This window comes from Sphingomonas hankookensis, assembly GCF_001619955.1.
Taxonomy (GTDB): Bacteria; Pseudomonadota; Alphaproteobacteria; order Sphingomonadales; family Sphingomonadaceae; genus Sphingomonas; species Sphingomonas hankookensis_A.
In genome coordinates, this window is the sequence record NZ_LQQO01000005.1 from 115,082 (window position 1) to 135,890 (window position 20,809).

The following is a 20,809-nucleotide window of genomic DNA, read 5'->3' on the forward strand; positions in this document are numbered from 1 at the left end:
CCCGCCCCGCAATCGGACTTAGTTGCTGTCCGAATCGTTGTCGTCGACGGCGATGATCACGCCACCGGCCACGATCGCGGCTGCCAGCAGCGCGAACACGATGCCGCCGCCGGCGAGCTTCTGGCCACCCTTGGCCGGAGCCGACGCGCGGACCGACTTGGCGACCGACAGGGCCGACGCGTTCTGCGCGGCATTGGCGGCGACCGGAGCAGCGGCCAGCGTGGTCGCGGCGATTGCCGTCAGAAACTTCGAAACCATTCACATTCTCCCTTGCTCGGCATCATGCCATGCTACGCCGAGTCCGACGATGCACCGCACCGACTCCCAGCGTGGCGAACGGTTCCCACGCACCGGCATGATTCCGAAGCGCTTTAATCCTTTCGAACGAAATTTGTTCCACCACTGTATCTATTCGGCAACGCAACATTGCCCTTCTGTTACGTCGCCGCGGCCAACAAACCGGCTGGCACCACAGGCGCGTGCGCGCTAGAGGCTCGCCCATGACCCAGATCACGCCCGAGATCGTCGCCGAACACGGCCTGAGCCCCGAAGAATATGAGCGCGTCCTGCACGCGATGGGGCGCGAACCGAACCTGACCGAACTGGGCATCTTCTCGGTCATGTGGTCGGAACATTGCAGCTACAAGTCCAGCCGCATCCACCTGAAGAAGCTGCCGACCACCGGACGTCAGGTCATTTGCGGGCCGGGTGAGAATGCCGGCGTCATCGACATCGGTGACGGGCAGGCGGCGATCTTCAAGATGGAGAGCCACAACCACCCGTCCTACATCGAACCCTATCAGGGTGCGGCGACGGGCGTCGGCGGCATCCTGCGCGACGTGTTCACCATGGGCGCGCGGCCGATCGCGAACCTCAACGCGCTGCGCTTCGGCCGGCCCGATCACCCGAAGATGCGCCACCTGATCGCGGGGGTGGTCCATGGCATCGGCGGCTATGGCAATTGCGTCGGCGTGCCGACCGTGGGCGGCGAGGTGAATTTCCACCCGGCCTATGACGGCAACATCCTCGTCAACGCCATGACCGTCGGCATCGCCGATACCGACAAGATCTTCTATTCGGCCGCCTCCGGCGTCGGCAATCCGATCGTCTATGTCGGGTCGAAGACCGGCCGCGACGGCATTCACGGCGCGACCATGGCCTCGGCCGATTTCGGCGAGGATGCCGAGGAAAAGCGTCCGACCGTGCAGGTCGGCGACCCCTTCACCGAAAAGCTGCTGATCGAGGCGTGCCTCGAACTCATGGCATCCGACGCGATCGTCGCGATTCAGGACATGGGCGCCGCCGGCCTCACCTCCTCTTCGGTCGAAATGGCGTCGAAGGGCGGCGTCGGCATCGAACTGGTCATGGACGACGTGCCGCAGCGCGAACGCGGCATGACCCCGTACGAGATGATGCTGTCGGAAAGCCAGGAGCGGATGCTCATGGTGCTGAAGCCCGGCCGCGAGGACTTCGCGCGGGCGATCTTCGACAAATGGGAACTCGACTTCGCGGTCATCGGCCATGTCACCGACACCGGCCGCATGGTGCTGAAGTGGCAGGGCGACGTCGTCGCCGACATCCCGCTCGCCCCGCTGGCGGACGAAGCCCCGCTCTACGACCGGCCGCATGTCCCGACGCCGAAATCCGCCGAACTGGCAAACGTGCCCGAAAGCACCGATCCGGCCGCCGACCTGCTCAAGCTGATGGGATCGCCTGACATCGCGTCGCGTCGCTGGATCTGGGAACAGTATGACCACATGGTCGGCGCCGACACCGTGCAGCGCCCGGGCGGCGACGCGGCGGTGGTGCGCGTGCACGGGACGCAGAAGGCGCTGGCAATGACCACCGACTGCACCCCGCGCTATTGCTTCGCCGATCCGGTCGAGGGCGGTCGCCAGGCGATTGCCGAGGCCTATCGCAACCTGACCGCGGTCGGCGCGACGCCGCTCGCTGTCACCAACTGTCTGAACTTCGCCAACCCGCAGCGCCCCGAGATCATGGGCCAGATCGTCGGCTGCCTCGACGGGATGAGCGAGGCCTGCCGCGCCCTCGACTTCCCGATCGTGTCGGGCAACGTCTCGCTCTACAATGAATCGAAGGCGACCGGCGGCGGCTCGGCGATCCTGCCGACCCCGGCGATCGGCGGTGTCGGGCTGCTGGCCGACTGGGAGAAGTCGGCGACCATCGCCTTCAAGCAGACCGGCGACATCATCCTGCGCGTCGGCGACCGCACCGGCTCGCTCGGCCAGTCGCTATGGCTGCGCGAAGTCCATGGCCGCGAGGAAGGCCCGCCGCCGCCGGTCGATCTCGACGGCGAGCGTCGTACCGGCGGCTATATCCGCCAGGCGATCCTGTCGGGCAAGATCACCGCCTGCCACGATGTGTCGGATGGCGGCGTCGCGGTGACGGTGGCGGAGATGGCGCTCGCCGGCAATGTCGGCGCGATCCTCGACCGCAAGCTGCCGTTCGACGACATCGCCCGCTCGCTGTTCGGTGAGGATCAGGGCAATTACATCGTCACGGTGCACGACCACGCGCTGCTCGAATTCCTGCAGGGCGCCGAAAAGGCCGGGGTCGATGCCGAACCGATCGGCCGCACCATCGGCAGCCGGATCATCTTCGAACTGACCGATGGCGACTTCGCCGTGTCCCTGGACGACCTGCGCAAGGCACATGAAGGCTTCTTCCCCGCGTTGATGGGTGCCGACGCGGCGCTCGCCTAACCACCTTCCCCCTGCCCGCGCGATCGGGCAGGAGAATTTCCCATGACCGACCCCCGCCCTGCCGCCGACCGCATCGTCACCCTCGACGTGGTGCGCGGGGTTGCGGTGATGGGCATCCTGTTCGTCAACATCCTGAGCTTCGCGCTGCCCGACACCGCGCGGCTCAGCCCCCATGCGTGGGGCATGACCGGTCCCGCCGACCTATGGGCCTATTTCGCGACGATGATCGCGTTCGACGGCAAGATGCGCGGGCTGTTCTCCTTCCTGTTCGGGGCCTCGCTGCTGCTGGTCGTCGACCGGGCGGAAGCCGGCGGCGCGGACCCGGCGGCGGTGCATTACCGGCGGATGGCCTGGCTGTTCGTCCTGGGGCTCGCCCATGCCGTGCTGCTGTGGCCGGGCGACATATTGATGCATTATGCGCTGGTCGGCAGCGTCGCCTATGGCTTTCGCGCCAGCTCGGTACGGCGGATGGTCGCATGCGGCATCGCGCTGGCGGCGCTCGAATGGCTGTTGCTGGGCGCGATCGCGCTGTCGTTCGTCGCGATGAAGGGTGCGGACACGCCTGCCGCCGCACAAGGGTTGCGCGACTTCGAAAACGGCTTCGGCATCCCGACGCCCGCCGTGCTGGCGCAGGAGATCGCGCTGTTTCGCGGCAGCTATGCCGGCATCGTGCACCATAATCTGGTCGAGCTGGCGACGACGCTCTACAACACCATCTTCATCGGCATCGAGACGCTCGCCTATATGCTGTTCGGCATGGCGGCGCTGCGCAGCGGGATGCTGACGGGCACATGGTCCCGCGCCCGGCTGTGGCGCTGGGCAGGCGTCGGGATCGGCATCGGCGTGGCGGGCTATGCCATGATCGCCGCATGGATGTTCTCGCACGGCATCGATGCCCGCTCGGTCATCATCGGCGCCTTCGCCCTTCCCCCGCCGCTCCGGGGCGTGATGATCGCGGGCTATGCCGCCGCGATCCTGCTGCTCGCGCAGCGCGGCGGCGCCATCGTTGCCCGGTGCGCAGCGGTCGGGCGCATGGCGCTCAGCAACTATCTGGCGACCACCATCGTCATGTGCTTCGTCTTTCATGGCTGGGGCCTCGGCCAGTTCGGCTTCTGGTCGCGCGCCACGCTGTACCTGCCCGTGCTGGCGATGTGCGGACTGATGCTGCTGTGGTCGCCCTGGTGGCTCGCCCGGTTCCCCTTCGGCCCGTTCGAATGGCTGTGGCGGTCGCTCGCCCGGTGGCAGCTGCAACCGATCCGCATCCGCTGATCGCCGCCGTTCGTGCGAGTCATCCGCAATAACTCTTGCGAACGAGTTTCATTACTACTATTGATCGACTCGTCAGAGCGAGGGTCGAACATGGTCGTATGCGTCTGTAATGCCATCAAAGAACGCGATGTCCGCGCGGCCGCACGGGGCGGTGCCAGCAGCGCCTGCCAGGCGTACCGGGCCTTGGGATGCCAGGCGAAATGCGGGCAATGCGTGCCGTTCGCGCGAGCCATTATCGATGCGGAACGCGCGGCTGCGTAACGTTCGCAGCTGCCGAAAACGGCGGAAATCCGCCATTTTTACCCTGTCGCCAAAGCCCCGAAACGCGTATGGGCGGTTCGTCATCATATAAGGACGAACGACGTGAAGGGCGACGCCAAGGTCATCGAATTTCTGAACGAAGCGCTCAAGAACGAGCTGACGGCGGTGAACCAGTACTGGTTGCACTATCGCCTGCTCGACCATTGGGGCGTCTACAAGCTGGCCCAGTTCGAACGTCACGAATCGATCGACGAGATGAAGCACGCCGACCGACTGGCGGAGCGCATCCTGTTCCTCGACGGCCTGCCCAATTTCCAGCTGCTCGGCCGCCTGCGCGTCGGTGAGACCGTCGAAGAGGTGCTGAAAGCCGATCTGGCGATCGAGGTCGAGGCCGTCGCCCAGCTGCGCGAAGCCGTCGCCTATTGCGAAAGCATCCGTGATTTCGTCAGCCGCGACCTGTTCGCCGAGATCCTGATGAACGAGGAAGAGCATGTCGACACGCTCGAAACCCAGTTCGAGATGATCGAGCGGATGGGCATCCAGAATTACGTGCAGCTCAACTCGGTCGCCGAACTGGACAAGCACGGCGGCTGACCCGACGCGACCGGCCGCGTGGACGCGCGGCCGGTTGGCCCGGGACCGGTGCATTAGGGCCTGCCCCCCCCCCTGCCTGAACCAGACGTCATCCCGGCGAAGGCTGGGATATCCCGGTAGGATCACATGGCAGGAGCCGCTTGAGACCCCAGCCTTCGCTGGGGTGACGTCAAAGCGCAGCCGGATTCACCGCCGGCGGGACTCGGCCTTGGGTGGTCCTTAAGCGTATCGCCCTACAGCGCGACCGGCCGCTTTCCGAACCCGTTGCGCCGCTGCGCCAGCGGATTGCTGTCGCGATCCAGCACGCCCAGCGTCGCCTCGAACGTCGGGCGCAGCTGCGCGACATGTTCCAGTGCTTCGGTCGGCACGTCGCGCGTCTCGACGCAGTTGCGCGCGATCGTCTCGATCACCTCGGCCAGGTCGGCCAGCGTGTCGGCACCGAACTGGCGCGACTCCCCTTTCAGCGTATGCGCCGGCAGCACCATCGCCGCCGCATTCTGCTGCCGCATCGCCTGTTCGATCGCGATCAGCGACTTGACGCCGTCTTCCTTGAAATAGCCGAGAATGCGGACGAAATTCGCGCCCAGTTCCGCGCGCGCGTTGGCCAGCGTCCGCTCGTCGATCAGTCCCTGGTGCATCTTTGTCCGTCCTGTCACTCAACGCGCCGCGTCCGGCACGATGGGTCGAATCTAGCCGACCCATCGTAAACAGAGCGTTGATACCCGGCGCGTCCGACCGGATTTCAGGCGAGCAGCAGCCCGGCCAGCGCCGCTGACATCAGGTTGGCGAGGCTGCCGGCGACGAGCGCGCGGATGCCGAGCTTGGCGATCATCGGCCGCTGGTTCGGCGCCAGGCTGCCGGTCACCGCCATCTGGATCGCGATCGACGAGAAATTGGCGAAGCCGCACAGCGCGAAGGTGATGATCGCGATCGTCCGCGTCGACAGCTGCGCGCCGGCCTCGCCCAGCGAGATATAGGCGACGAACTCGTTCAGCACGACCTTCTGCCCGAACAGCCCGCCGGCGATCCCCGCCTCGTTCCACGGCACGTTCAGCAGATACATGACCGGTGCGAAGACATAGCCGAGCAGCCGCTGGAAGCTCAGGTCCGCCACGCCGAACCAGTTGCCGATGCCACCGAGCAGCCCGTTGGCCAGCGCCACCAGCGCGACGAACGCCAGCACCATCGCGCCGACTGCCACCGCCAGCTTCACGCCGGTCTGCGCGCCCTGGGCCGCCGCCATGATGATGTTGGCCGGGCGTTCCTCGTCATGCGTCGCCTCGGCCAGCGCGATCGCCTCCGCCTCGCGGTCGTCACCCAGCGGCAGTTCGCCGGCGGGAGGTTCGGGCGTGTCGGGCATGATGATCTTGGCCATCAATATGCCGCCCGGCGCCGCCATGAAGCTGGCCGCCAGCAGGAAATCGATGCGGATGCCCATCGACGCATAGGCCGCGAGGATCGTGCCGGCGACGCCCGCCATGCCGCTGGTCATCACCGTGAACAGCTGTGCCGGGGTCAGGCCTGCCAGATAGGGGCGGATCACCAGCGGCGATTCGCTTTGGCCGACGAAGATGTTCGCGGCGGCGCACAGTGATTCAACCTTGCTGACGCCGATCACCTTTTCGATGCCGCCGCCGATCCAGCGCACGACCAGCTGCATGATCCCCAGATAATAGAGGATCGACACCAGCGACGCGAAGAAGATGATGACCGGCAGCGCGGCGATGGCGAAGCTCTGCCCGCCGATTTCCGGCCGGGCGAGCGGCCCGAACAGGAACGAGGTGCCGGCATTGGCATAGGCCAGCAGGTTGGCGACCCCGCCCGACAGGAAGCCCAGCACGCCCTTGCCCCATGGCGTATAGAGCACCAGCACCGCGATCCCGACCTGCAACGCGAACGCGGCCCCCACCACGCGCAGCCGGATCGCCCGGCGGTTGGTCGACAATGCGACGGCAATCCCCAGAATCACGACGATGCCGGCGATGCCGATCAGAAAACGAGTCATGTTGAACGCTTACCCTGCCCCGCCGCCCGCCCCGGACGGCCCAAACCGTCGTGACATGCCATGCCACGGCCAGCGACGCCAGCGGCGACAAACGCTTTTGCCATCGGCCGATTTCGGGACTAGCAAGGGTCATGACGACACCCGCCCCGCCCGCGACCGCACCTGCGTCCGCGACGATCACCCTGCCCCGCGCGCTGTTCATCCTCTCGATCTTCTATGGCGGCATGGTCTGCGTCGCAGGCGTGCTGGGCAACAAGCAGGTCGCGATCGGCCCGCTGGCGGTGGAGGCGGGCATCTTCGCCTTCCTGCTGCTGGTCGTGGTGTCGAGCGCGATCGCCGAACTCTATGGCCCGGGGCGCGCGAAGCATCTGGTGTGGTTCGGCTTCGTGCCGCTCATCACCTCGATGATCCTGTCATGGATCGTGTGGGCGCTGCCCGCATCGGCGGACATGCTGCCGGTCAATCGCGATGCGATCCAGATCATCCTCGGCGCGACGTGGCGCATCTGGGGCGCGGGGATCATCGCCTATGGCGTATCGCAGACGCTCAACGTCACGATCTTCGGCTGGCTGAAGCGCGGCGAAGGCAAATTGCTCTGGCTGCGCGCGGCGATCGCCAGCGTGCTGTCGCAGATCGTCGATACGCTGATCTTCGTGACGGTCGCCTTCTATGGCGTGTTCCCGATCGGGCAGCTGGTGGTCGGACAGATGCTGGCCAAGGTCGTGCTGTCGATCGTGCTGGTCCCGCCGCTGATCTATGCCTTTGTCGGGCTGGGGCGCTGGCTGGACCGGGCGCGGTAAGAAGGATTCGGGTTCACGCGAAGGCGCGGAGGCGCGGAGAAGAAGAAGGGGTTTTGTCGCGCAGAGGCGCAGAGGGCGCTGAGAGGTTGTGGTGCCGGCGATGGCGGCCGGTCTGGCGCAGCCTCTTCTCTATCGGCAGCCGATGATGGAGAGCCGCTGTCGCGGCGAGCGCACTATCTCTGCGCCCTCTGCGCCTCTGCGCGAATAAATCTCTTTCTCCCGCCGCCCCGCGCCTCCGCGTGAACCAACTTCTTCCTTCCGCCCCCCGACCCCGCTAAAGCGCCCATCCATGACCCACGCACCCGATCCGAAGATGCTCGCCAAGGCGGAAACGCTGACCGAGGCGCTGCCCTATCTGCAGCGCTATGCCGGTCGCACCTTCGTGGTGAAATATGGCGGGCACGCGATGGGCGATCCCGAACTGGCGCGCGATTTCGCCGAGGATGTCGTGCTGTTGAAGCAGGTCGGCATCAATCCGGTCGTCGTCCATGGCGGCGGTCCGCAGATCGGGGCGATGCTCAAGCGGCTGGGCGTCGAATCGCGCTTCGTCGACGGGCTGCGCGTCACCGACGCCGCCACCGCCGAGGTCGCGGAAATGGTGCTGGCCGGCAAGATCAACAAGGAAATCGTCGCCTGGATCGCGGCGGCGGGCGGCAAGGCGGTCGGCATTTCGGGCAAGGACGCGCGCCTCGTCACCGCCGAAAAGGTCGGCCGCAACGAACCCGACCGCGCGCAGGGGATCGAACGCCATGTCGACCTGGGCTTTGTCGGTACGCCGGTCGCGGTCGATCCGACGATCCTGCACAGCCTCGCGCGCGACGGCTTCATTCCGGTCGTGGCGCCGGTCGCGCTGGGCGCGGATGGCGACACCTACAATATCAACGCCGACACCATGGCCGGGTCGATCGCCGGGGCGATGGGCGCCTCGCGCTTCTTCCTGCTGACCGATGTCGCGGGCGTGCTCGACAAGAGCGGCGAGCTGCTGACCGACCTCGACGCGGCGCGCATCGCCGAGCTTAAGGCCGACGGCACGATCAGCGGCGGCATGATCCCGAAGGTCGAGACGTGCGTATCGGCGGTGGCGCAGGGCGTCGACGCGGCGGTCATCCTCGACGGCCGCGTGCCGCACGCCATGCTGCTCGAAATCTTCACCGAACAGGGCGCCGGCACGCTGGTCCACGCCTGACAAGGAACGAACGGCAGCCGGCTGTGTTGCACCGACAACACGCCGGCCCCGAACCGACCTGACAAGGCTTGGACCCGGGCGTCCGCATCCCTATAGTCGAGAGCCATTCGCGAAAGGCCCCCTGCGTTGAACGTCCTGCTCGATATCATTCAGGTACTGCTGAACGTCCTGTGGTGGATCATCATCGTACAGGCGCTCCTGTCGATCCTGATCGCGTTCAACGTCATCAACACGCATAACGACTTCATCCGCTCGCTCTATCGCGGGCTGATGGTGGTGACGGAGCCGATCTACCGCCCGATCCGGCGCATCCTGCCCGATTTCGGCGCGCTCGACTTCGCGCCGTTCGTGGTGCTGGTGCTGATCGGCATCCTGCAGGGCATCATCCTGCCGGCCATCTACCGCGCGACGGTGGCGACGTTTATCTGAGGTTCGGTCGCTTGCACTCGGACCCGACGTCATCCCAGCGAAGGCTGGGATCTCCCGGTAAGGGCGCGCAGCAAGAGTCGCCTGAGACCCCAGCTTTCGCTGGGGTGACGTTCCCATGATGGATGACTCGAGCGCTAACCCCGCGTCGAGCTGACGAAGACGTCCTCGATCGTCAGCCCGAACAGCTCGGCAATCCGAAAGGCGAGCGGCAGCGACGGGTCGTAGCGGCCGGTTTCGATCGCGTTGACGCTCTGGCGCGACACCTCCAGCCGTTCGGCCAGATGCTGCTGCGACCAGCCACGCTCGGCCCGGAGCGTACGCAGATGATTATCCATCGGCCCGCTCCCGCAACCGGCCGATGCCGCGCAGGCAGGCGGCAAGCCCCAATGCGCCGAACCAGATCGTCGCCGCATAATAGCCCTCGACATGGCCGATCATGCCGAACCCTTCGAGAAAGCCCATGGCGGTCGTGATCGACAGCGTGACTCCGGTCGCGATCAGCTGATCACGCACCATCTGCGCCCGCAGATACTCGTCGCGCATCTCGACGAGCAGCCGCCCGATCACCACGAATACCAGCGCGATCGGTACCGCCGGCAGTACCGCCGCGACATAGGCCAGCGCCCCTGTCGGCGGCGCGTGCCGGAACCATAGATTCACCCCGACCAGCGTGACCCCGTACAGCGTCATCACGCTCATCAGCCGCACGGTATAGCGCTTCATTTCAGGCGGCATCGACATCACGGCGTCCTCCACTATTGTGAAGGACGCTTTACATGACAAGCTCGCTTTACGTCAAGCGTCCTTTACCGGGTCGGCACCGGCTCCTCGCCCGAATAATCATAAAAGCCGCGCTTGACCTTGCGCCCGTACCAGCCGGCCTCGACATATTTGACCAGCAGCGGCGCGGGGCGGAACTTAGGGTCGCCGGTCCCTTCGAACAGGACGCGGGTAATCTCCAGACAGGTGTCCAGCCCGATAAAGTCGGCGAGCGTGAACGGCCCCATCGGGTGATTGAGCCCCAGCTGGCACGCCGCGTCGATATCGGGGATCGTCGCCACGCCCTCGCCCAGCGCGAAGCACGCCTCGTTCAGCATCGGCATCAGCACGCGGTTGACGATGAAGCCCGGTGCGTCATTGGCATGGACGATCCGCTTGTTCAGGCTCTGCCCGAACGCCTCGACCGCCGCGACCGTCGCGTCGCTGGTGGCAAGGCCGCGGATCAGTTCGATCAGGCCCATCACCGGCACCGGGTTGAAGAAATGCACCCCCATGAAGCGCGCCGGGTCGGGTGCCGCCTGCGCCAGCCGCGTGATCGGGATCGACGAGGTATTGCTGGCGAGGATCGCGGTATCGGACAGCGCCTTGCCCACGGTCTCGAAGATCTGGCGCTTGATCGCTTCCCGCTCGGTCGCCGCCTCGATCACCAGGTCGCATGGGGCCATCGCCGCAAGGTCGCCGACCGGCGTGATCCGCCCGAGTGCCGCATCGGCATCGCCCTGCGTGATCTTTTCCTTCGACACCGCGCGCGCCAGTTGCTTGGCGATACCGTCCTTGCCGCCCTGCGCGCGCTCGACCGACACGTCGGACAGCAGCACGTCATAGCCGGCCTGCGCCGATACCTGCGCGATGCCGGCCCCCATCTGGCCCGCGCCGATCACGCCAATCGTCTTCATCCTGCTTCCTCTCGATAAATGCCGTTTCCCGGCTCGAACGCGGCAATAGCGGCTTTCGATCACGGGTGCATGCCGGTATCGCACCCCCATGCGCCGTTTCCTGCCCTTCGCCCTGCCGTTGTCGCTGTTCGCCTGCAACGGCGCGTCGGCACCGCCCGCCCCGGCGCCGAGCGCATCGCCTTCGCCCACGCCGCTCACCGACACCGCCACCCCGCCCCGCCCCCTGGCCCTCAAGCGCTTCGGCGACTGGGCGGTCGGCTGCGACAATGGCGGCACCTGCCAGGCGGGATCGCTGATGCCCGAAGAGGGCGACGCCCCCGCCCTGACCCTGTCGATCGAACGCGGTCCCGGCGCCGACGCCCCGGTCGCGATCCGCCTGCGCAGCCAGGACGACATCGCGCTCCCGCTGACCGCCACGGTCGATGACGAACCGGTCGCGCGCGGCGGCACGCAGCAGGACGATGCCATCGTCCTGACCGGCGCTCCGGCAATGGCACTCGCCGCGAAGCTCGCCATTGGCCGGACGCTGACCCTCATCGCCGCCGGTGGCCAGAGCATCGCGCCCTTGAAGCTGACCGGCGCGTCGGCGGCCTTGCGCTGGATCGACGACCGGCAGGGGCGCGTCGGCACCACCGGCGCGATCGTCGCGCGCGGCACGAAGCCCGATACCCGCCCCGCCCCGCCGCTGCCGGTCGTCCGCGCCGCGACCATCCGGGGGGAGGCCGCGCTGCTCGACCCGCTGCTCATCACCCGGATGCGCCAACAGGCCGATTGCGACGACCACGACCTGCCCGACGTCACCACCAAGACGCTGGACGGCCCGCGCACGCTGGCGATCGTGCCCTGCGCCGCCGGGGCCTATAACATCCTGTCCGCGCTGTTCGTGATCGAACGGGGCGAGGCGATGCCGGCCTCGTTCGACATGCCGGTCGCCGGCGATTCCGACGGCGACCTGGTGTACAACGCGACGTTCGAGGACGGCATCCTCGACACCTTCGCCAAGGGGCGGGGGCTGGGAGATTGCGGCATGACGCAACGCTATGCATGGGACGGCACCCGCTTCCGCCTGATCGAGCAGCGCCAGATGGACGACTGTCACGGCAATCCCGACTTCATCCGGACGTGGACCGCGCGGGTGATCCGTTAGGCTTCGCCCAGGATCACGTCCGGGGTGACGCAGAACCTTGCCGAGCGCGCCGCAGCACCGCGACCACCGGATAATGGTCCGAGGGAAACACATCGCCCCGGCGCGTATCGATCGTCGTCACCGACACCGGCGTAAAGCCGCGCGTGAAAATCCAGTCGATCCGCCGGTCGGGCGTGCCGGTAAAGCCGTGAAAGGTCGCCTCCGGTCCGCTACGGCGCCTGGTCGCGACCCATGCATCGCTCAGATCGCGTTCCAGCCGGCGATGAGTCGGGCTGTCGGGCACGGTGTTGAAATCGCCGGTCAGCACGACGGGCAGGTCGCCGGCGATCCCCGGGATTCGTGCCGCGAGCAGCGCCGCGCCCTTCTCGCGCGCCGCCTCGTCCTCGGCGCGGTACGGCAGGTGCGTGTTGAACATCGCGAACCGATTGCCGTCCCGCTCGCGGAAGATCGCCCAGGTCACCATGCGCGGATAAGGGTGTCCCCAGCTGATGCTGCCCGGCACTTCGGGCGTGTCCGACAGCCAGAAATTGCCCCAGCGCTCCACCTGCAGCCGGTCGGCGCGGTAGAAGACGCCCATATGCTCGTCCTCTGCCCGGCCGGTCCCGCTGCGCCCGACGCCGATCCACCGATAGCGCGGCAGCCGGGCGACCACGTCGTCGGCCTGTAGCTTGAACAATTCCTGCATGCCGATCACGTCCGGATCGGCCCGGCGGATCGTCGCGGCGGTCAGGTCACGCCGCAATTCCCACCGATTTGCCCCGTCGCCCTCGGCGGGCAGGCGGATGTTGAGGCTCATCACGGTCAGGTCGCGCGCCGCTGCCGGCACCGCCGCCGCCAGCGCCACCATCGTCAGGACAAGACGGATCACGGGGCGATCGGCACCGTCTGCGCTTCGGCCAGGATCACGCAGAACGCGCCATCGTCGCCGCACCATTGCTGCTGGGGGGTCCACCCGCCGCTGCGCAGCAACAGCCGCGCGTCGCGGTCGCCATATTTATGGCTGTTCTCGGTATGGATCGTCTCTCCGGCGCGCATCGCGAACGATCGCCCGTCGACCGTGAAACCCACGTCGCGGGTCGCGCGCAGATGCATCTCGATCCGCGCGGCATCGTCGTTCCAGCGCGCTTCGTGCGCGAACGCGTCGACCGGCACCGTGCCGGCCAGCTCGCGGTTGATCCGGTCGAGCAGGTTCAGGTTGAACGCAGCCGTCACGCCTGCCGCATCGTCATAGGCGGCGACCAGCGTATCCTCGTCCTTCACGCGGTCGATCCCGATCAGCAGCATCGCGCCTTCGCCCAGCCAGTCGCGCATTGCGCGCAACAGCGTACCCGCCGCCAGCGGTTCCATATTGCCGATGGTCGATCCGGGGAAGAAGCCGAGCTTGGGCATGTCCGCCACCGCATCGGGCAACGGCACCGGATGCATGAAGTCCGCCTCGACCGGCAGCACCGGCAGCCCCGGAAACTGCCCGCTCAGCGTCGCCGCCGACGACCGCAGGAAATCGCCCGAAATATCGATCGGGACATAGGCGGCCGGTTCGATGCAGTTGAGCAGGATCGGCGTCTTGACCGACGATCCCGATCCGAACTCCACCACCGCCACGCCGTCGCCGACCGCGCCGACCAGTTCGGGGCAGATCGTCTTCAGGATCGCGGTTTCGGCGCGCGTCGGATAATATTCGGGCAGCGCGGTGATGTCCTCGAACAGCTCCGACCCCTTGCGGTCATAGAACCAGCGCGCCGGAATCGCCTTTTGCGACAGCGACAGCCCGGCCAGCACATCGGCGCGGAACGCGGGGTCGGCACGGGTCACCATCGGCACGTCGTCGCTGAGCAGCATCACAGATCCTTTGCAAGGCGGACGCCGGTGAATTGCCAGCGCTGATGGGGGTAGAAGAAATTGCGGTAGCAGGCGCGCGCATGGCCGCGCGGCGTGGCGCAGGAGCTCCCGCGCAGCACGAACTGCCCGCTCATGAACTTGCCGTTATATTCGCCGACCGCGCCCTCCACGGTGCGGAAGCCGGGATAGGGGCGGTAGGCGCTGCCGGTCCATTGCCACACATCGCCGAAGAACGCCGGCCCGCCGCTCGACGGGCGCGGTTCGACCGCATGGGCATGGTCCAGCTGGTTGCCGCCCGCCGGATCATGGGCGGCGGCGGCGGCCTCCCATTCGAACTCGGTCGGCAGGCGGGCACCGGCCCAGGTCGCATAGGCATCCGCCTCGAAGAAGCTGACATGCGTCACCGGCGCGGCGGGATCGATCGCGCGCCGCCCGTCCAGCCCGAACCGGGTCCAGACCTCGCCCTGCCGCTCCCAATAGAGCGGCGCGTCGATCCCGTTCGCCTGCACCCATGCCCAGCCATCGGCCAGCCACAGCCGCGCGTCGCGATAGCCGCCATCCGCGATGAACGCCGCCCATTCGCCATTGGTGACGGTCCGGTCGGCGATGGCATGGGCGTGGAGCAGCACGTCATGCCGCGGCCCTTCGCAATCGAACGCGAAGCCCTGTCCGCCATGGCCGACCTGCACGATCCCGCCTGGATGCTCGATCCAGCCGGTCGGCGGCGGCACCGCCACCGGGCGTTTGGGCTCGGGCGCGAACATCGCCGGCTCCAGAGGGTTCTCGCTGAAATGGTGGAGAATGTCGGTCAGCAGCAATTCCTGATGCTGCTCCTCATGGTTGCAGCCGAGCGCCACCAGTTCCTGCGCGGCCTCCGACAGGGTCGGCAAGGCGGCGAGCAGGGCGGCATCGACCGCCGCGCGATAGCCGCGCACCTCGTCCAGGCTGGGGCGGGTAATCATCCCGCGCCGGCTGCGCGCATGGCGCCGGCCTTCCGCCTCGTAATAGCTGTTGAACAGGAACGGGAAACGGTCGTCGTGCAGCGTATAGCCGGGCACATGGTCGCGCAGGACGAAGGTTTCGAAGAACCAGGTGGTGTGCGCCAGATGCCATTTGGCCGGCGACGCATCGTCCATCGACTGAACGGTGGCATCGGCATCGGACAGCGGTGCCGCCAGCGAATCGGTCAGCGATCGGACGGTGCGGTAACGATGTGCGAGCGGATGGTCGGACCGGTCGGCCGGTGTCGCTCGCATGATCGTCTCCTAGGGTGCCGGACGCTCCCCGCCCGGTACCCACAAAACGTCTCCACCGGCACTTTGGTTCACAAGCCGCGCGAAAACGAAGAGAAAATCCGACAGCCGGTTGAGATAGGCCAGTAGATGCAGGTTAAGCGGCGCATCGTGCGACGCCGCCACCGCCGATCGCTCCGCCCGGCGCACGATCGCGCGCGCCAGATGCAGCGCCGCCGCCGCCGCCGACCCGCCGGGCAGGATGAAGCTGGTCAGCGGCGACAGGCCGGCATTGGCCCGGTCGATCGCCTGTTCGAGCGCCGTCACCTGTTCCGGCACGATGCGCAGCGCCCCGTCGATCGACGGCGGGGTGGCCAGGTCGGCGCCCAGATCGAACAGGTCGTTCTGGATCGTCAGCAGCGTCTTCGTGTCGGGATGCTCGCCCAGCGCGGCGATGGCGACGCCCAGCGCCGAATTGGCCTCGTCCACATCGCCGATCGCCTGCATCACCGCGGCGTCCTTCGCCACGCGCGATCCGTCGACCAGCCCGGTGGTCCCGCCGTCGCCGGTGCGGGTGTAGATCTTGGTCAGCTTCACCATCGTCGTGGTCAGGTGCGTCCGGCGAAGAACAGCAGCACGACGACGATCAGGATCGCGATCGCCTGAAACAGCACGCGCGCCTGCATCATCTTGTTCGATTTCAGCGCATGTTCGCTCGGCCCCTCGCCCCGCGCCTCGGCGCTGCCCTGCGCCAGGAACGACACGATGCCGCGTATCAACGCGACGACGACCGCGATCATCGCCGCGATCAGCAACAGGACCAGGAAGGTGTTCATGACGCCAAGCTAAGCACTTGCCAGCGCAAAGCCAATGGGGAGTCGACCGGCCCGCAGATCATCGGCAAACGCCCGCCCGTCGACGCCCCCGTCCCGGAGCGCCGCCAGCGTCGGCGCACCGTTGCGCTTGGCCAGCCGCTGCCCGTCCGGTCCCAGCAGCAGCGGGTGGTGCCGCCACACCGGCACCGGCAGGTCGAGCAGCGCCTGCAACAACCGGTGGATATGCGTCGCGGCGAACAGGTCCAGCCCACGCACGACATGGGTCACCCCCTGCGCCGCATCGTCCACCGTCACCGCCAGATGATAGCTGGTGCCCGCATCCTTGCGCGCCAGCACCACGTCGCCCTGTGCCAGCGGATCGGCCACGACCGTGCCGGCCAGCTCGTCGGTCCATGTCAGCGGCCCCGCCAGCGCCACCGCCCGCGCCATATCGATCCGCCACGCATGCGGCTCGCCCAGCCGCGCGGCGGCGACCTCCGGCGGGATCGCGCGGCATGTCCCCGGATAGACCGCGCCATCGACCCCATGCGGCGCCGACGCGCTCGCCGCCAGTTCGCGGGCGATATCGGCGCGGGTGCAGAAACACGGATAGACGAGGCCCGCTACCCGCAACCGGTCGAGCGCATCGGCATAGCGCGCCATCCGCTGCGACTGGAACACGACCTCCCCGTCCCATGCCAGCCCCAGCCATTCCAGATCGCGCAGGACGCCCGCGACATGCTCCGGCCGGCTGCGGCCGGTATCGATATCCTCGATCCGCAGCAGGAACCGCCCGCCCGCCGTCCGCGCCCGGTCATGCGCCGCGATCGCCGCAACCGCATGGCCCGCGTGCAGCGCGCCCGTAGGACTGGGCGCGAACCGGGTGACGACCTCGCCGGTTTGACTTTGGGTATCGCGCCGTGCTGTCATGTCCGCGTCATCGTTGCCGATCATATCGGCGCCGACGTTTACGCGAGGGGGACTTCATGTACCATCCCGATCGCCTCCGCCATCCCGATGGCTGCCCCGCGCTGGTGCTCAACGCGGACTATACGCCGTTGAGCTATTATCCGCTCAGCGTGTGGCCGTGGCAGACGGCGGTAAAGGCCGTATTCCTCGACCGGGTCGATATCGTCGCCGAATATGACCGCGAAGTGTGCAGCCCGACCGCACGGATCAAGCTGCCCTCGGTCATCGCGCTCAAGCAATATGTGCGGCCGTCGGAATTCCCGGCCTTCACCCGCTTCAACCTGTTCCTGCGCGACCGGTTCAGCTGCCAATATTGCGGCGCGACCCACGACCTGACCTTCGATCACGTCGTACCCCGCGCGCAAGGCGGGCGGACGACCTGGGAAAATGTCGCCACCGCCTGCGCGCCGTGCAACCTGCGCAAGGGCGGCCGGACGCCCAAACAGGCGGCGATGCCGCTCCATGTCCAGCCGATCCGCCCGACCAGCTGGCAGCTGCAGGAACAGGGCCGCCGCTTCCCGCCCAACCATCTGCACGAAACCTGGCACGACTGGCTCTACTGGGACGTCGAGCTGGAGGCGTGACCTTCGTCAGCATCACCCGGCTGCGCATCCGGTCCGCGCGCTTCCTGCCGGCGTTCCTGATCGATACGTGGTTGAGCGCGCGGCAGGTAAGGCGCGCCGAGGGCTATCGCGGCGGGCGGATGCTGGCCGATCGTCGCCAGACCTATTGGACGATGACCGCGTGGGACGATGCTGCGTCGATGCGTGCGTACATGACCGCCGGGCCGCACCGTCGCGCGATGCCGAAACTGATGCGCTGGTGCGATCAGGCGAGCATCGTGCATTGGGTACAGGACGATGCGACGCTACCCGACTGGAACGATGCCGACCGCCGGATGCGGGCGGAAGGTCGCGTATCGAAGGTACATCGTCCGGCGACCGGTCATGATCCGATGACGTTCACGCCGCCACGCGTCACAGCCGGCGTCGACCTACCGCCAAACTCAACGTCACCCCGGGCTTGACCCGGGGTGACGATTTGGCGTCGCGGTCTATTCGCCCTTCGACGTCAGCGGCGGAGTCTGCTGGTGCTGCACCACCGTCCACACGCCATGTTCGATCCAACGATAGGTCGAGGTGCAGTACGCCGTGTACGCCTCGCCTCCCTTGTGCGCCTCCGCCTTGTACGCGACGACGATCAGCCCTTCCTGCGGCCGCGCGACCTGGCGCTCGGTCAGCGACACCTGTTCCCAGCGCGGCGTGTCCTTGACCGCGTCGATGGCCTGCTGCCCCGTGAACACGAACGGCGGCGTCGGCAGCACCATCAGGCATGCGTCGTCGACCGATTCCTCGTAATGCGCCGCGTCGGCGGTCCACAGGCTTTCCTCGAAATTCCAGATACGATCGTCGTCCACGGCGATTCTCCTGTCGTTGCCGGCGTTTAGCGTTTGGGCCATCTGCCGGTTCCGTGCGGCATGTTCGTCCGCCTCACGGCGGATGCGGTGCCGGCCCGCTCCCCCACCCGGCCACCCATCGAGGATACCGTGTGGGTGGCCGGGTGGGGGAGCGGGCCGGCACCGCCCTCATCCGGCAACGCTGGATCGAAAACATCACCCTCACCCCACCGCAAGTCCGCTTGCCGAGGCTGTATCAGACCGGTAATACACGGCCGGTACCATGGCTTACGATCCCCCGTCCCCGCCCTCCGGCCCGATCGATCCCAGCCGGATCGGCCGCCTGTCGACCCCGTTGACCGGCGAGGCACTGGAGCGGCGCCGGCGGCTGGCCGCGTTCGACGACGCGCTGGCGGATTATGACCGCAGCTTCCCCGGCGCGGGCACGCCGCCCCCGCCCCCCGAAGCCCCCCCCGCCGCAAGGAAGCGGCGCCCGCTTCGCTGGTGGCTGCGCTGGGCCATGCGCGGGCTGGGCGTGTTCATCCTGCTGCTGATCCTCGCCATCGGCTGGCTCGCGTTCACCGCGCCGATGTCCAAATCGCTCGAACCGCCCGCCCCGCCGTCGATCACCTTGCTGTCGGCGGAAGGCACGCCGATCGCCGAGCGCGGTGCGAACATCGGCAAGCCGGTCGACGCGGCCAGGCTGCCCGCGCACGTCACCGAAGCGTTCATGGCGATCGAGGACCGCCGCTTCCGCACCCATTGGGGCATCGACCCGCGCGGGATCGCGCGGGCGATGTGGACCAACACCGCGGCGGGCGGCGTGCGGCAGGGCGCCAGCACGATCACGCAACAGCTGGCGAAGAACGCGTTCCTCGATTCGGACCGCACCGCCGCGCGCAAGATTCGCGAGGTGCTTATCGCCTTCTGGCTGGAGGCGTGGCTGACCAAGGACGAGATCATGTCTCGTTACCTGTCGAACGCCTATTTCGGCGACAATGCGTACGGCCTCGACGCCGCCGCGCGCCATTATTTCAGCCGCGCGCCCAAGGACCTGACCGTCGGACAGGCGGCGATGCTGGCAGGCCTTGTGAAAGCGCCCTCGCGCCTCGCCCCGACCAGCAACCTGAAGGGCGCGCGTGCGCGGCAGGCGGTCGTCGTCGGCGCGATGGAGGACGCGGGCTACCTCACCCCGGCCGAGGCGAACCGCGTCAAGCCCGCCGTGCTGCGCGTCACCGGCAACAGCACCCTGCCCTCGGGCACCTATTTCGCCGACTGGGTGCTGCCGCAGGCGCGCGACCGCGAAGGCGGCGTCGGCGCGGATCGCAAGGTGACGACGACGCTGGAAATCCGCATGCAGCGCGCCGCCGAACGCGCGGTGCGCAACGCCGGCCTTCGCCAGACCCAGGTCGCGATCGTCGCGATGCGCCCCGATGGCCGGGTGATCGCGATGGTCGGCGGCAAGAATTACGCCGCCAGCCCGTTCAACCGCGCGGTACAGGCGCGGCGCCAACCCGGATCGACCTTCAAGCTGTTCGTCTATCTCGCCGCACTGCGATCGGGCCTCAATCCGCAGAGCCAGGTGCTCGACGAACCGGTCACCATCGGCGAATGGAGCCCCAAGAACAGCGACGGGCGCTATCTCGGCACGATCACGCTGGAACGCGCGTTCCAGCGGTCGAGCAACGTCGCCGCCGCCCGCCTGACCAAGGAAGTCGGCGTCAAGAACGTCATCCGCGCCGCCCGCGACCTCGGCATCACCACGCCGATCGCCAACGAAGCGTCGATCGCGCTCGGCACCTCGACCACGTCGCTGCTCGAACTGACCAGCGCCTATGCCGCGATCGCGGCGGGCGAGGCACCGGTGATCCCGCGCGGCCTGGCGCAACAGGACGAACCGACCTGGCTCGACCGGCTGCGTTCGACCCGGCGCACGCTGTCGCGTGACGAGCTGGAGGGGATGCGCACCCTGCTCGCCGCCTCGATCCGACAGGGAACCGGCATCGCCGCCAACCTGCCGGTCGATGCGTTCGGCAAGACCGGCACGACGCAGGACAATCGCGACGCGCTGTTCATCGGCTATGCCGGCGGGATCGTCGCCGGGGTGTGGCTCGGCAATGACGACAACAGCACTAATCCGGGGCTGGCCGGCGGCGGCCTGCCCGCGCGCATCTGGCGCGACTTCATGCGACAGGCGCTGAACCTGCGCGATCCGGTGCCGGTCGCGGCGCCCGAACCCGAACCGATCGACAATGCGATCGACGCGGTACAGGACATGCTCGGCAACCCGTTCGACGCGCCGCCGACGATCGAGGGGCCGGGCTTCGACGTCTCGCTCGACCGCGACGGCCAGGTCCGCATCGGCCCCAACGACCGCCGCCGCCGCGAGGAAGAACCGCCCCCGCCCGAAGACCGCCGCCCGCCGGAAGAGGACGAGCAATAGGGCGAACGCACCCTCGTCATTCCCG

At 67.5% G+C, this 20,809-nt stretch carries 24 protein-coding genes; 11 read left to right on the top strand and 13 right to left on the bottom strand.

Annotated elements, in window-relative coordinates; all coding sequences use genetic code 11:
• Positions 1-18: 18 nt before the first annotated feature.
• Positions 19-258, bottom strand: a complete 240-nt coding sequence (locus AVT10_RS04695) for a hypothetical protein (RefSeq protein ID WP_066688857.1) — start codon at positions 256-258, stop codon at positions 19-21.
• Positions 259-500: 242 nt separating this feature from the next.
• On the opposite strand from AVT10_RS04695, the gene purL reads away from it, so the two are divergent.
• The 4 genes from purL to bfr all read left to right on the top strand — a co-directional run bounded on the left by purL (position 501) and on the right by bfr (position 4,847).
• Complete coding sequence (gene purL / locus AVT10_RS04700) at positions 501-2,723, top strand: phosphoribosylformylglycinamidine synthase subunit PurL (protein WP_066688859.1); 2,223 nt, start codon at positions 501-503, stop codon at positions 2,721-2,723.
• 42 nt (positions 2,724-2,765) lie between these two features.
• Entirely contained in the window at positions 2,766-3,992 is a 1,227-nt protein-coding gene (locus tag AVT10_RS04705) for a DUF418 domain-containing protein (protein ID WP_066688862.1), read from the top strand.
• A 90-nt stretch (positions 3,993-4,082) separates the two neighbouring features.
• Positions 4,083-4,253 (top strand): (2Fe-2S)-binding protein, encoded by a 171-nt coding sequence (locus AVT10_RS17685; RefSeq protein WP_084401356.1) that lies wholly within the window; start codon positions 4,083-4,085, stop codon positions 4,251-4,253.
• Positions 4,254-4,355: 102 nt separating this feature from the next.
• The gene (gene bfr / locus AVT10_RS04710; protein WP_066688864.1) at positions 4,356-4,847 is read left to right on the top strand and encodes a bacterioferritin; all 492 of its coding nucleotides are present in this window, start codon (positions 4,356-4,358) and stop codon (positions 4,845-4,847) included.
• A gap of 233 nt (positions 4,848-5,080) precedes the next feature.
• On the opposite strand, the gene AVT10_RS04715 is transcribed toward bfr, so the two are convergent.
• Positions 5,081-5,485 carry an Hpt domain-containing protein gene (locus tag AVT10_RS04715; protein ID WP_084401357.1) on the bottom strand — a complete coding sequence of 135 codons (405 nt, stop codon included), beginning with the start codon at positions 5,483-5,485 and terminating at the stop codon, positions 5,081-5,083.
• A 104-nt stretch (positions 5,486-5,589) separates the two neighbouring features.
• Complete coding sequence (locus tag AVT10_RS04720; RefSeq protein WP_066688866.1) at positions 5,590-6,852, bottom strand: NupC/NupG family nucleoside CNT transporter; 1,263 nt, start codon at positions 6,850-6,852, stop codon at positions 5,590-5,592.
• A gap of 131 nt (positions 6,853-6,983) precedes the next feature.
• Between AVT10_RS04720 and AVT10_RS04725 the strand changes: the two genes are divergently transcribed.
• The 3 genes from AVT10_RS04725 (at position 6,984) to AVT10_RS04735 (ending at position 9,267) form a co-directional block, all read left to right on the top strand.
• Positions 6,984-7,652, top strand: coding sequence for a queuosine precursor transporter (locus AVT10_RS04725; RefSeq protein ID WP_066688867.1), 669 nt, complete (start codon positions 6,984-6,986; stop codon positions 7,650-7,652).
• Positions 7,653-7,941: 289 nt separating this feature from the next.
• Positions 7,942-8,838 (top strand): acetylglutamate kinase, encoded by an 897-nt coding sequence (gene argB / locus AVT10_RS04730; protein WP_066688868.1) that lies wholly within the window; start codon positions 7,942-7,944, stop codon positions 8,836-8,838.
• Between the two features lie 126 nt (positions 8,839-8,964).
• The gene (locus AVT10_RS04735) at positions 8,965-9,267 is read left to right on the top strand and encodes a YggT family protein (RefSeq protein WP_084401359.1); all 303 of its coding nucleotides are present in this window, start codon (positions 8,965-8,967) and stop codon (positions 9,265-9,267) included.
• Positions 9,268-9,401: 134 nt separating this feature from the next.
• On the opposite strand, the gene AVT10_RS04740 is transcribed toward AVT10_RS04735, so the two are convergent.
• The 3 genes from AVT10_RS04740 to AVT10_RS04750 form a co-directional block, all read right to left on the bottom strand.
• Positions 9,402-9,602 carry a helix-turn-helix transcriptional regulator gene (locus AVT10_RS04740; protein ID WP_066688870.1) on the bottom strand — a complete coding sequence of 67 codons (201 nt, stop codon included), beginning with the start codon at positions 9,600-9,602 and terminating at the stop codon, positions 9,402-9,404.
• Positions 9,595-9,990, bottom strand: a complete 396-nt coding sequence (locus AVT10_RS04745; RefSeq protein WP_232307873.1) for a hypothetical protein — start codon at positions 9,988-9,990, stop codon at positions 9,595-9,597. Before AVT10_RS04745 ends, AVT10_RS04740 begins: the two co-directional genes overlap by 8 nt.
• A gap of 83 nt (positions 9,991-10,073) precedes the next feature.
• The gene (locus AVT10_RS04750; RefSeq protein ID WP_066688872.1) at positions 10,074-10,943 is read right to left on the bottom strand and encodes a 3-hydroxyacyl-CoA dehydrogenase NAD-binding domain-containing protein; all 870 of its coding nucleotides are present in this window, start codon (positions 10,941-10,943) and stop codon (positions 10,074-10,076) included.
• 88 nt (positions 10,944-11,031) lie between these two features.
• On the opposite strand from AVT10_RS04750, the gene AVT10_RS04755 reads away from it, so the two are divergent.
• A complete protein-coding gene (locus AVT10_RS04755; RefSeq protein WP_066688873.1) occupies positions 11,032-12,090 on the top strand; it encodes a DUF1176 domain-containing protein in 1,059 nt (352 codons plus the stop codon).
• Between the two features lie 13 nt (positions 12,091-12,103).
• On the opposite strand, the gene AVT10_RS04760 is transcribed toward AVT10_RS04755, so the two are convergent.
• Genes AVT10_RS04760 through gluQRS form a run of 6 tightly spaced genes read right to left on the bottom strand, consistent with a single transcriptional unit; the run spans position 12,104 to position 16,906 of the window.
• Complete coding sequence (locus tag AVT10_RS04760) at positions 12,104-12,958, bottom strand: endonuclease/exonuclease/phosphatase family protein (protein WP_232307874.1); 855 nt, start codon at positions 12,956-12,958, stop codon at positions 12,104-12,106.
• Positions 12,955-13,929 carry an L-histidine N(alpha)-methyltransferase gene (gene egtD, locus AVT10_RS04765; RefSeq protein ID WP_066688875.1) on the bottom strand — a complete coding sequence of 325 codons (975 nt, stop codon included), beginning with the start codon at positions 13,927-13,929 and terminating at the stop codon, positions 12,955-12,957. Before egtD ends, AVT10_RS04760 begins: the two co-directional genes overlap by 4 nt.
• Complete coding sequence (gene egtB / locus AVT10_RS04770) at positions 13,929-15,185, bottom strand: ergothioneine biosynthesis protein EgtB (protein ID WP_066688877.1); 1,257 nt, start codon at positions 15,183-15,185, stop codon at positions 13,929-13,931. Before egtB ends, egtD begins: the two co-directional genes overlap by 1 nt.
• A gap of 9 nt (positions 15,186-15,194) precedes the next feature.
• Positions 15,195-15,761, bottom strand: coding sequence for a cob(I)yrinic acid a,c-diamide adenosyltransferase (locus tag AVT10_RS04775; protein ID WP_066688879.1), 567 nt, complete (start codon positions 15,759-15,761; stop codon positions 15,195-15,197).
• Positions 15,762-15,769: 8 nt separating this feature from the next.
• Positions 15,770-15,997 (bottom strand): twin transmembrane helix small protein, encoded by a 228-nt coding sequence (locus AVT10_RS04780; protein ID WP_066688881.1) that lies wholly within the window; start codon positions 15,995-15,997, stop codon positions 15,770-15,772.
• Positions 15,998-16,006: 9 nt separating this feature from the next.
• Positions 16,007-16,906: a tRNA glutamyl-Q(34) synthetase GluQRS gene (gene gluQRS, locus AVT10_RS04785; RefSeq protein WP_066689020.1), complete on the bottom strand. Its 900-nt coding sequence runs from the start codon at positions 16,904-16,906 to the stop codon at positions 16,007-16,009.
• A gap of 56 nt (positions 16,907-16,962) precedes the next feature.
• On the opposite strand from gluQRS, the gene AVT10_RS04790 reads away from it, so the two are divergent.
• Together AVT10_RS04790 and AVT10_RS04795 are read left to right on the top strand one after the other, a co-directional pair.
• On the top strand, positions 16,963-17,529 hold the full coding sequence (locus tag AVT10_RS04790; RefSeq protein ID WP_066688883.1) for an HNH endonuclease: 567 nt from the start codon (positions 16,963-16,965) through the stop codon (positions 17,527-17,529).
• Complete coding sequence (locus AVT10_RS04795; protein WP_066688884.1) at positions 17,526-17,972, top strand: DUF3291 domain-containing protein; 447 nt, start codon at positions 17,526-17,528, stop codon at positions 17,970-17,972. Before AVT10_RS04790 ends, AVT10_RS04795 begins: the two co-directional genes overlap by 4 nt.
• 27 nt (positions 17,973-17,999) lie before the next feature.
• Here the strand turns inward: AVT10_RS04795 and AVT10_RS04800 are convergent, their stop codons facing one another.
• On the bottom strand, positions 18,000-18,362 hold the full coding sequence (locus AVT10_RS04800) for a DUF4440 domain-containing protein (protein ID WP_066688891.1): 363 nt from the start codon (positions 18,360-18,362) through the stop codon (positions 18,000-18,002).
• A 262-nt stretch (positions 18,363-18,624) separates the two neighbouring features.
• Between AVT10_RS04800 and AVT10_RS04805 the strand changes: the two genes are divergently transcribed.
• Positions 18,625-20,784, top strand: coding sequence for a transglycosylase domain-containing protein (locus AVT10_RS04805; protein ID WP_066688892.1), 2,160 nt, complete (start codon positions 18,625-18,627; stop codon positions 20,782-20,784).
• Positions 20,785-20,809: the final 25 nt, after the last annotated feature.

Coding starts and splice junctions, on each gene's coding strand:
- egtD (WP_066688875.1), bottom strand. CDS start 13,929: ATGCTGCTCAGCGACGACGTGCCGATGGTGACCCGTGCCGACCCCGCG.
- AVT10_RS04705 (WP_066688862.1), top strand. CDS start 2,766: ATGACCGACCCCCGCCCTGCCGCCGACCGCATCGTCACCCTCGACGTG.
- argB (WP_066688868.1), top strand. CDS start 7,942: ATGACCCACGCACCCGATCCGAAGATGCTCGCCAAGGCGGAAACGCTG.
- AVT10_RS04745 (WP_232307873.1), bottom strand. CDS start 9,990: ATGAAGCGCTATACCGTGCGGCTGATGAGCGTGATGACGCTGTACGGG.
- AVT10_RS04715 (WP_084401357.1), bottom strand. CDS start 5,485: ATGCACCAGGGACTGATCGACGAGCGGACGCTGGCCAACGCGCGCGCG.
- AVT10_RS04695 (WP_066688857.1), bottom strand. CDS start 258: ATGGTTTCGAAGTTTCTGACGGCAATCGCCGCGACCACGCTGGCCGCT.
- AVT10_RS17685 (WP_084401356.1), top strand. CDS start 4,083: ATGGTCGTATGCGTCTGTAATGCCATCAAAGAACGCGATGTCCGCGCG.
- purL (WP_066688859.1), top strand. CDS start 501: ATGACCCAGATCACGCCCGAGATCGTCGCCGAACACGGCCTGAGCCCC.
- AVT10_RS04750 (WP_066688872.1), bottom strand. CDS start 10,943: ATGAAGACGATTGGCGTGATCGGCGCGGGCCAGATGGGGGCCGGCATC.
- AVT10_RS04725 (WP_066688867.1), top strand. CDS start 6,984: ATGACGACACCCGCCCCGCCCGCGACCGCACCTGCGTCCGCGACGATC.
- AVT10_RS04740 (WP_066688870.1), bottom strand. CDS start 9,602: ATGGATAATCATCTGCGTACGCTCCGGGCCGAGCGTGGCTGGTCGCAG.
- AVT10_RS04805 (WP_066688892.1), top strand. CDS start 18,625: ATGGCTTACGATCCCCCGTCCCCGCCCTCCGGCCCGATCGATCCCAGC.
- AVT10_RS04790 (WP_066688883.1), top strand. CDS start 16,963: ATGTACCATCCCGATCGCCTCCGCCATCCCGATGGCTGCCCCGCGCTG.
- AVT10_RS04755 (WP_066688873.1), top strand. CDS start 11,032: ATGCGCCGTTTCCTGCCCTTCGCCCTGCCGTTGTCGCTGTTCGCCTGC.
- AVT10_RS04720 (WP_066688866.1), bottom strand. CDS start 6,852: ATGACTCGTTTTCTGATCGGCATCGCCGGCATCGTCGTGATTCTGGGG.
- gluQRS (WP_066689020.1), bottom strand. CDS start 16,906: ATGACAGCACGGCGCGATACCCAAAGTCAAACCGGCGAGGTCGTCACC.
- egtB (WP_066688877.1), bottom strand. CDS start 15,185: ATGCGAGCGACACCGGCCGACCGGTCCGACCATCCGCTCGCACATCGT.
- AVT10_RS04775 (WP_066688879.1), bottom strand. CDS start 15,761: ATGGTGAAGCTGACCAAGATCTACACCCGCACCGGCGACGGCGGGACC.
- AVT10_RS04780 (WP_066688881.1), bottom strand. CDS start 15,997: ATGAACACCTTCCTGGTCCTGTTGCTGATCGCGGCGATGATCGCGGTC.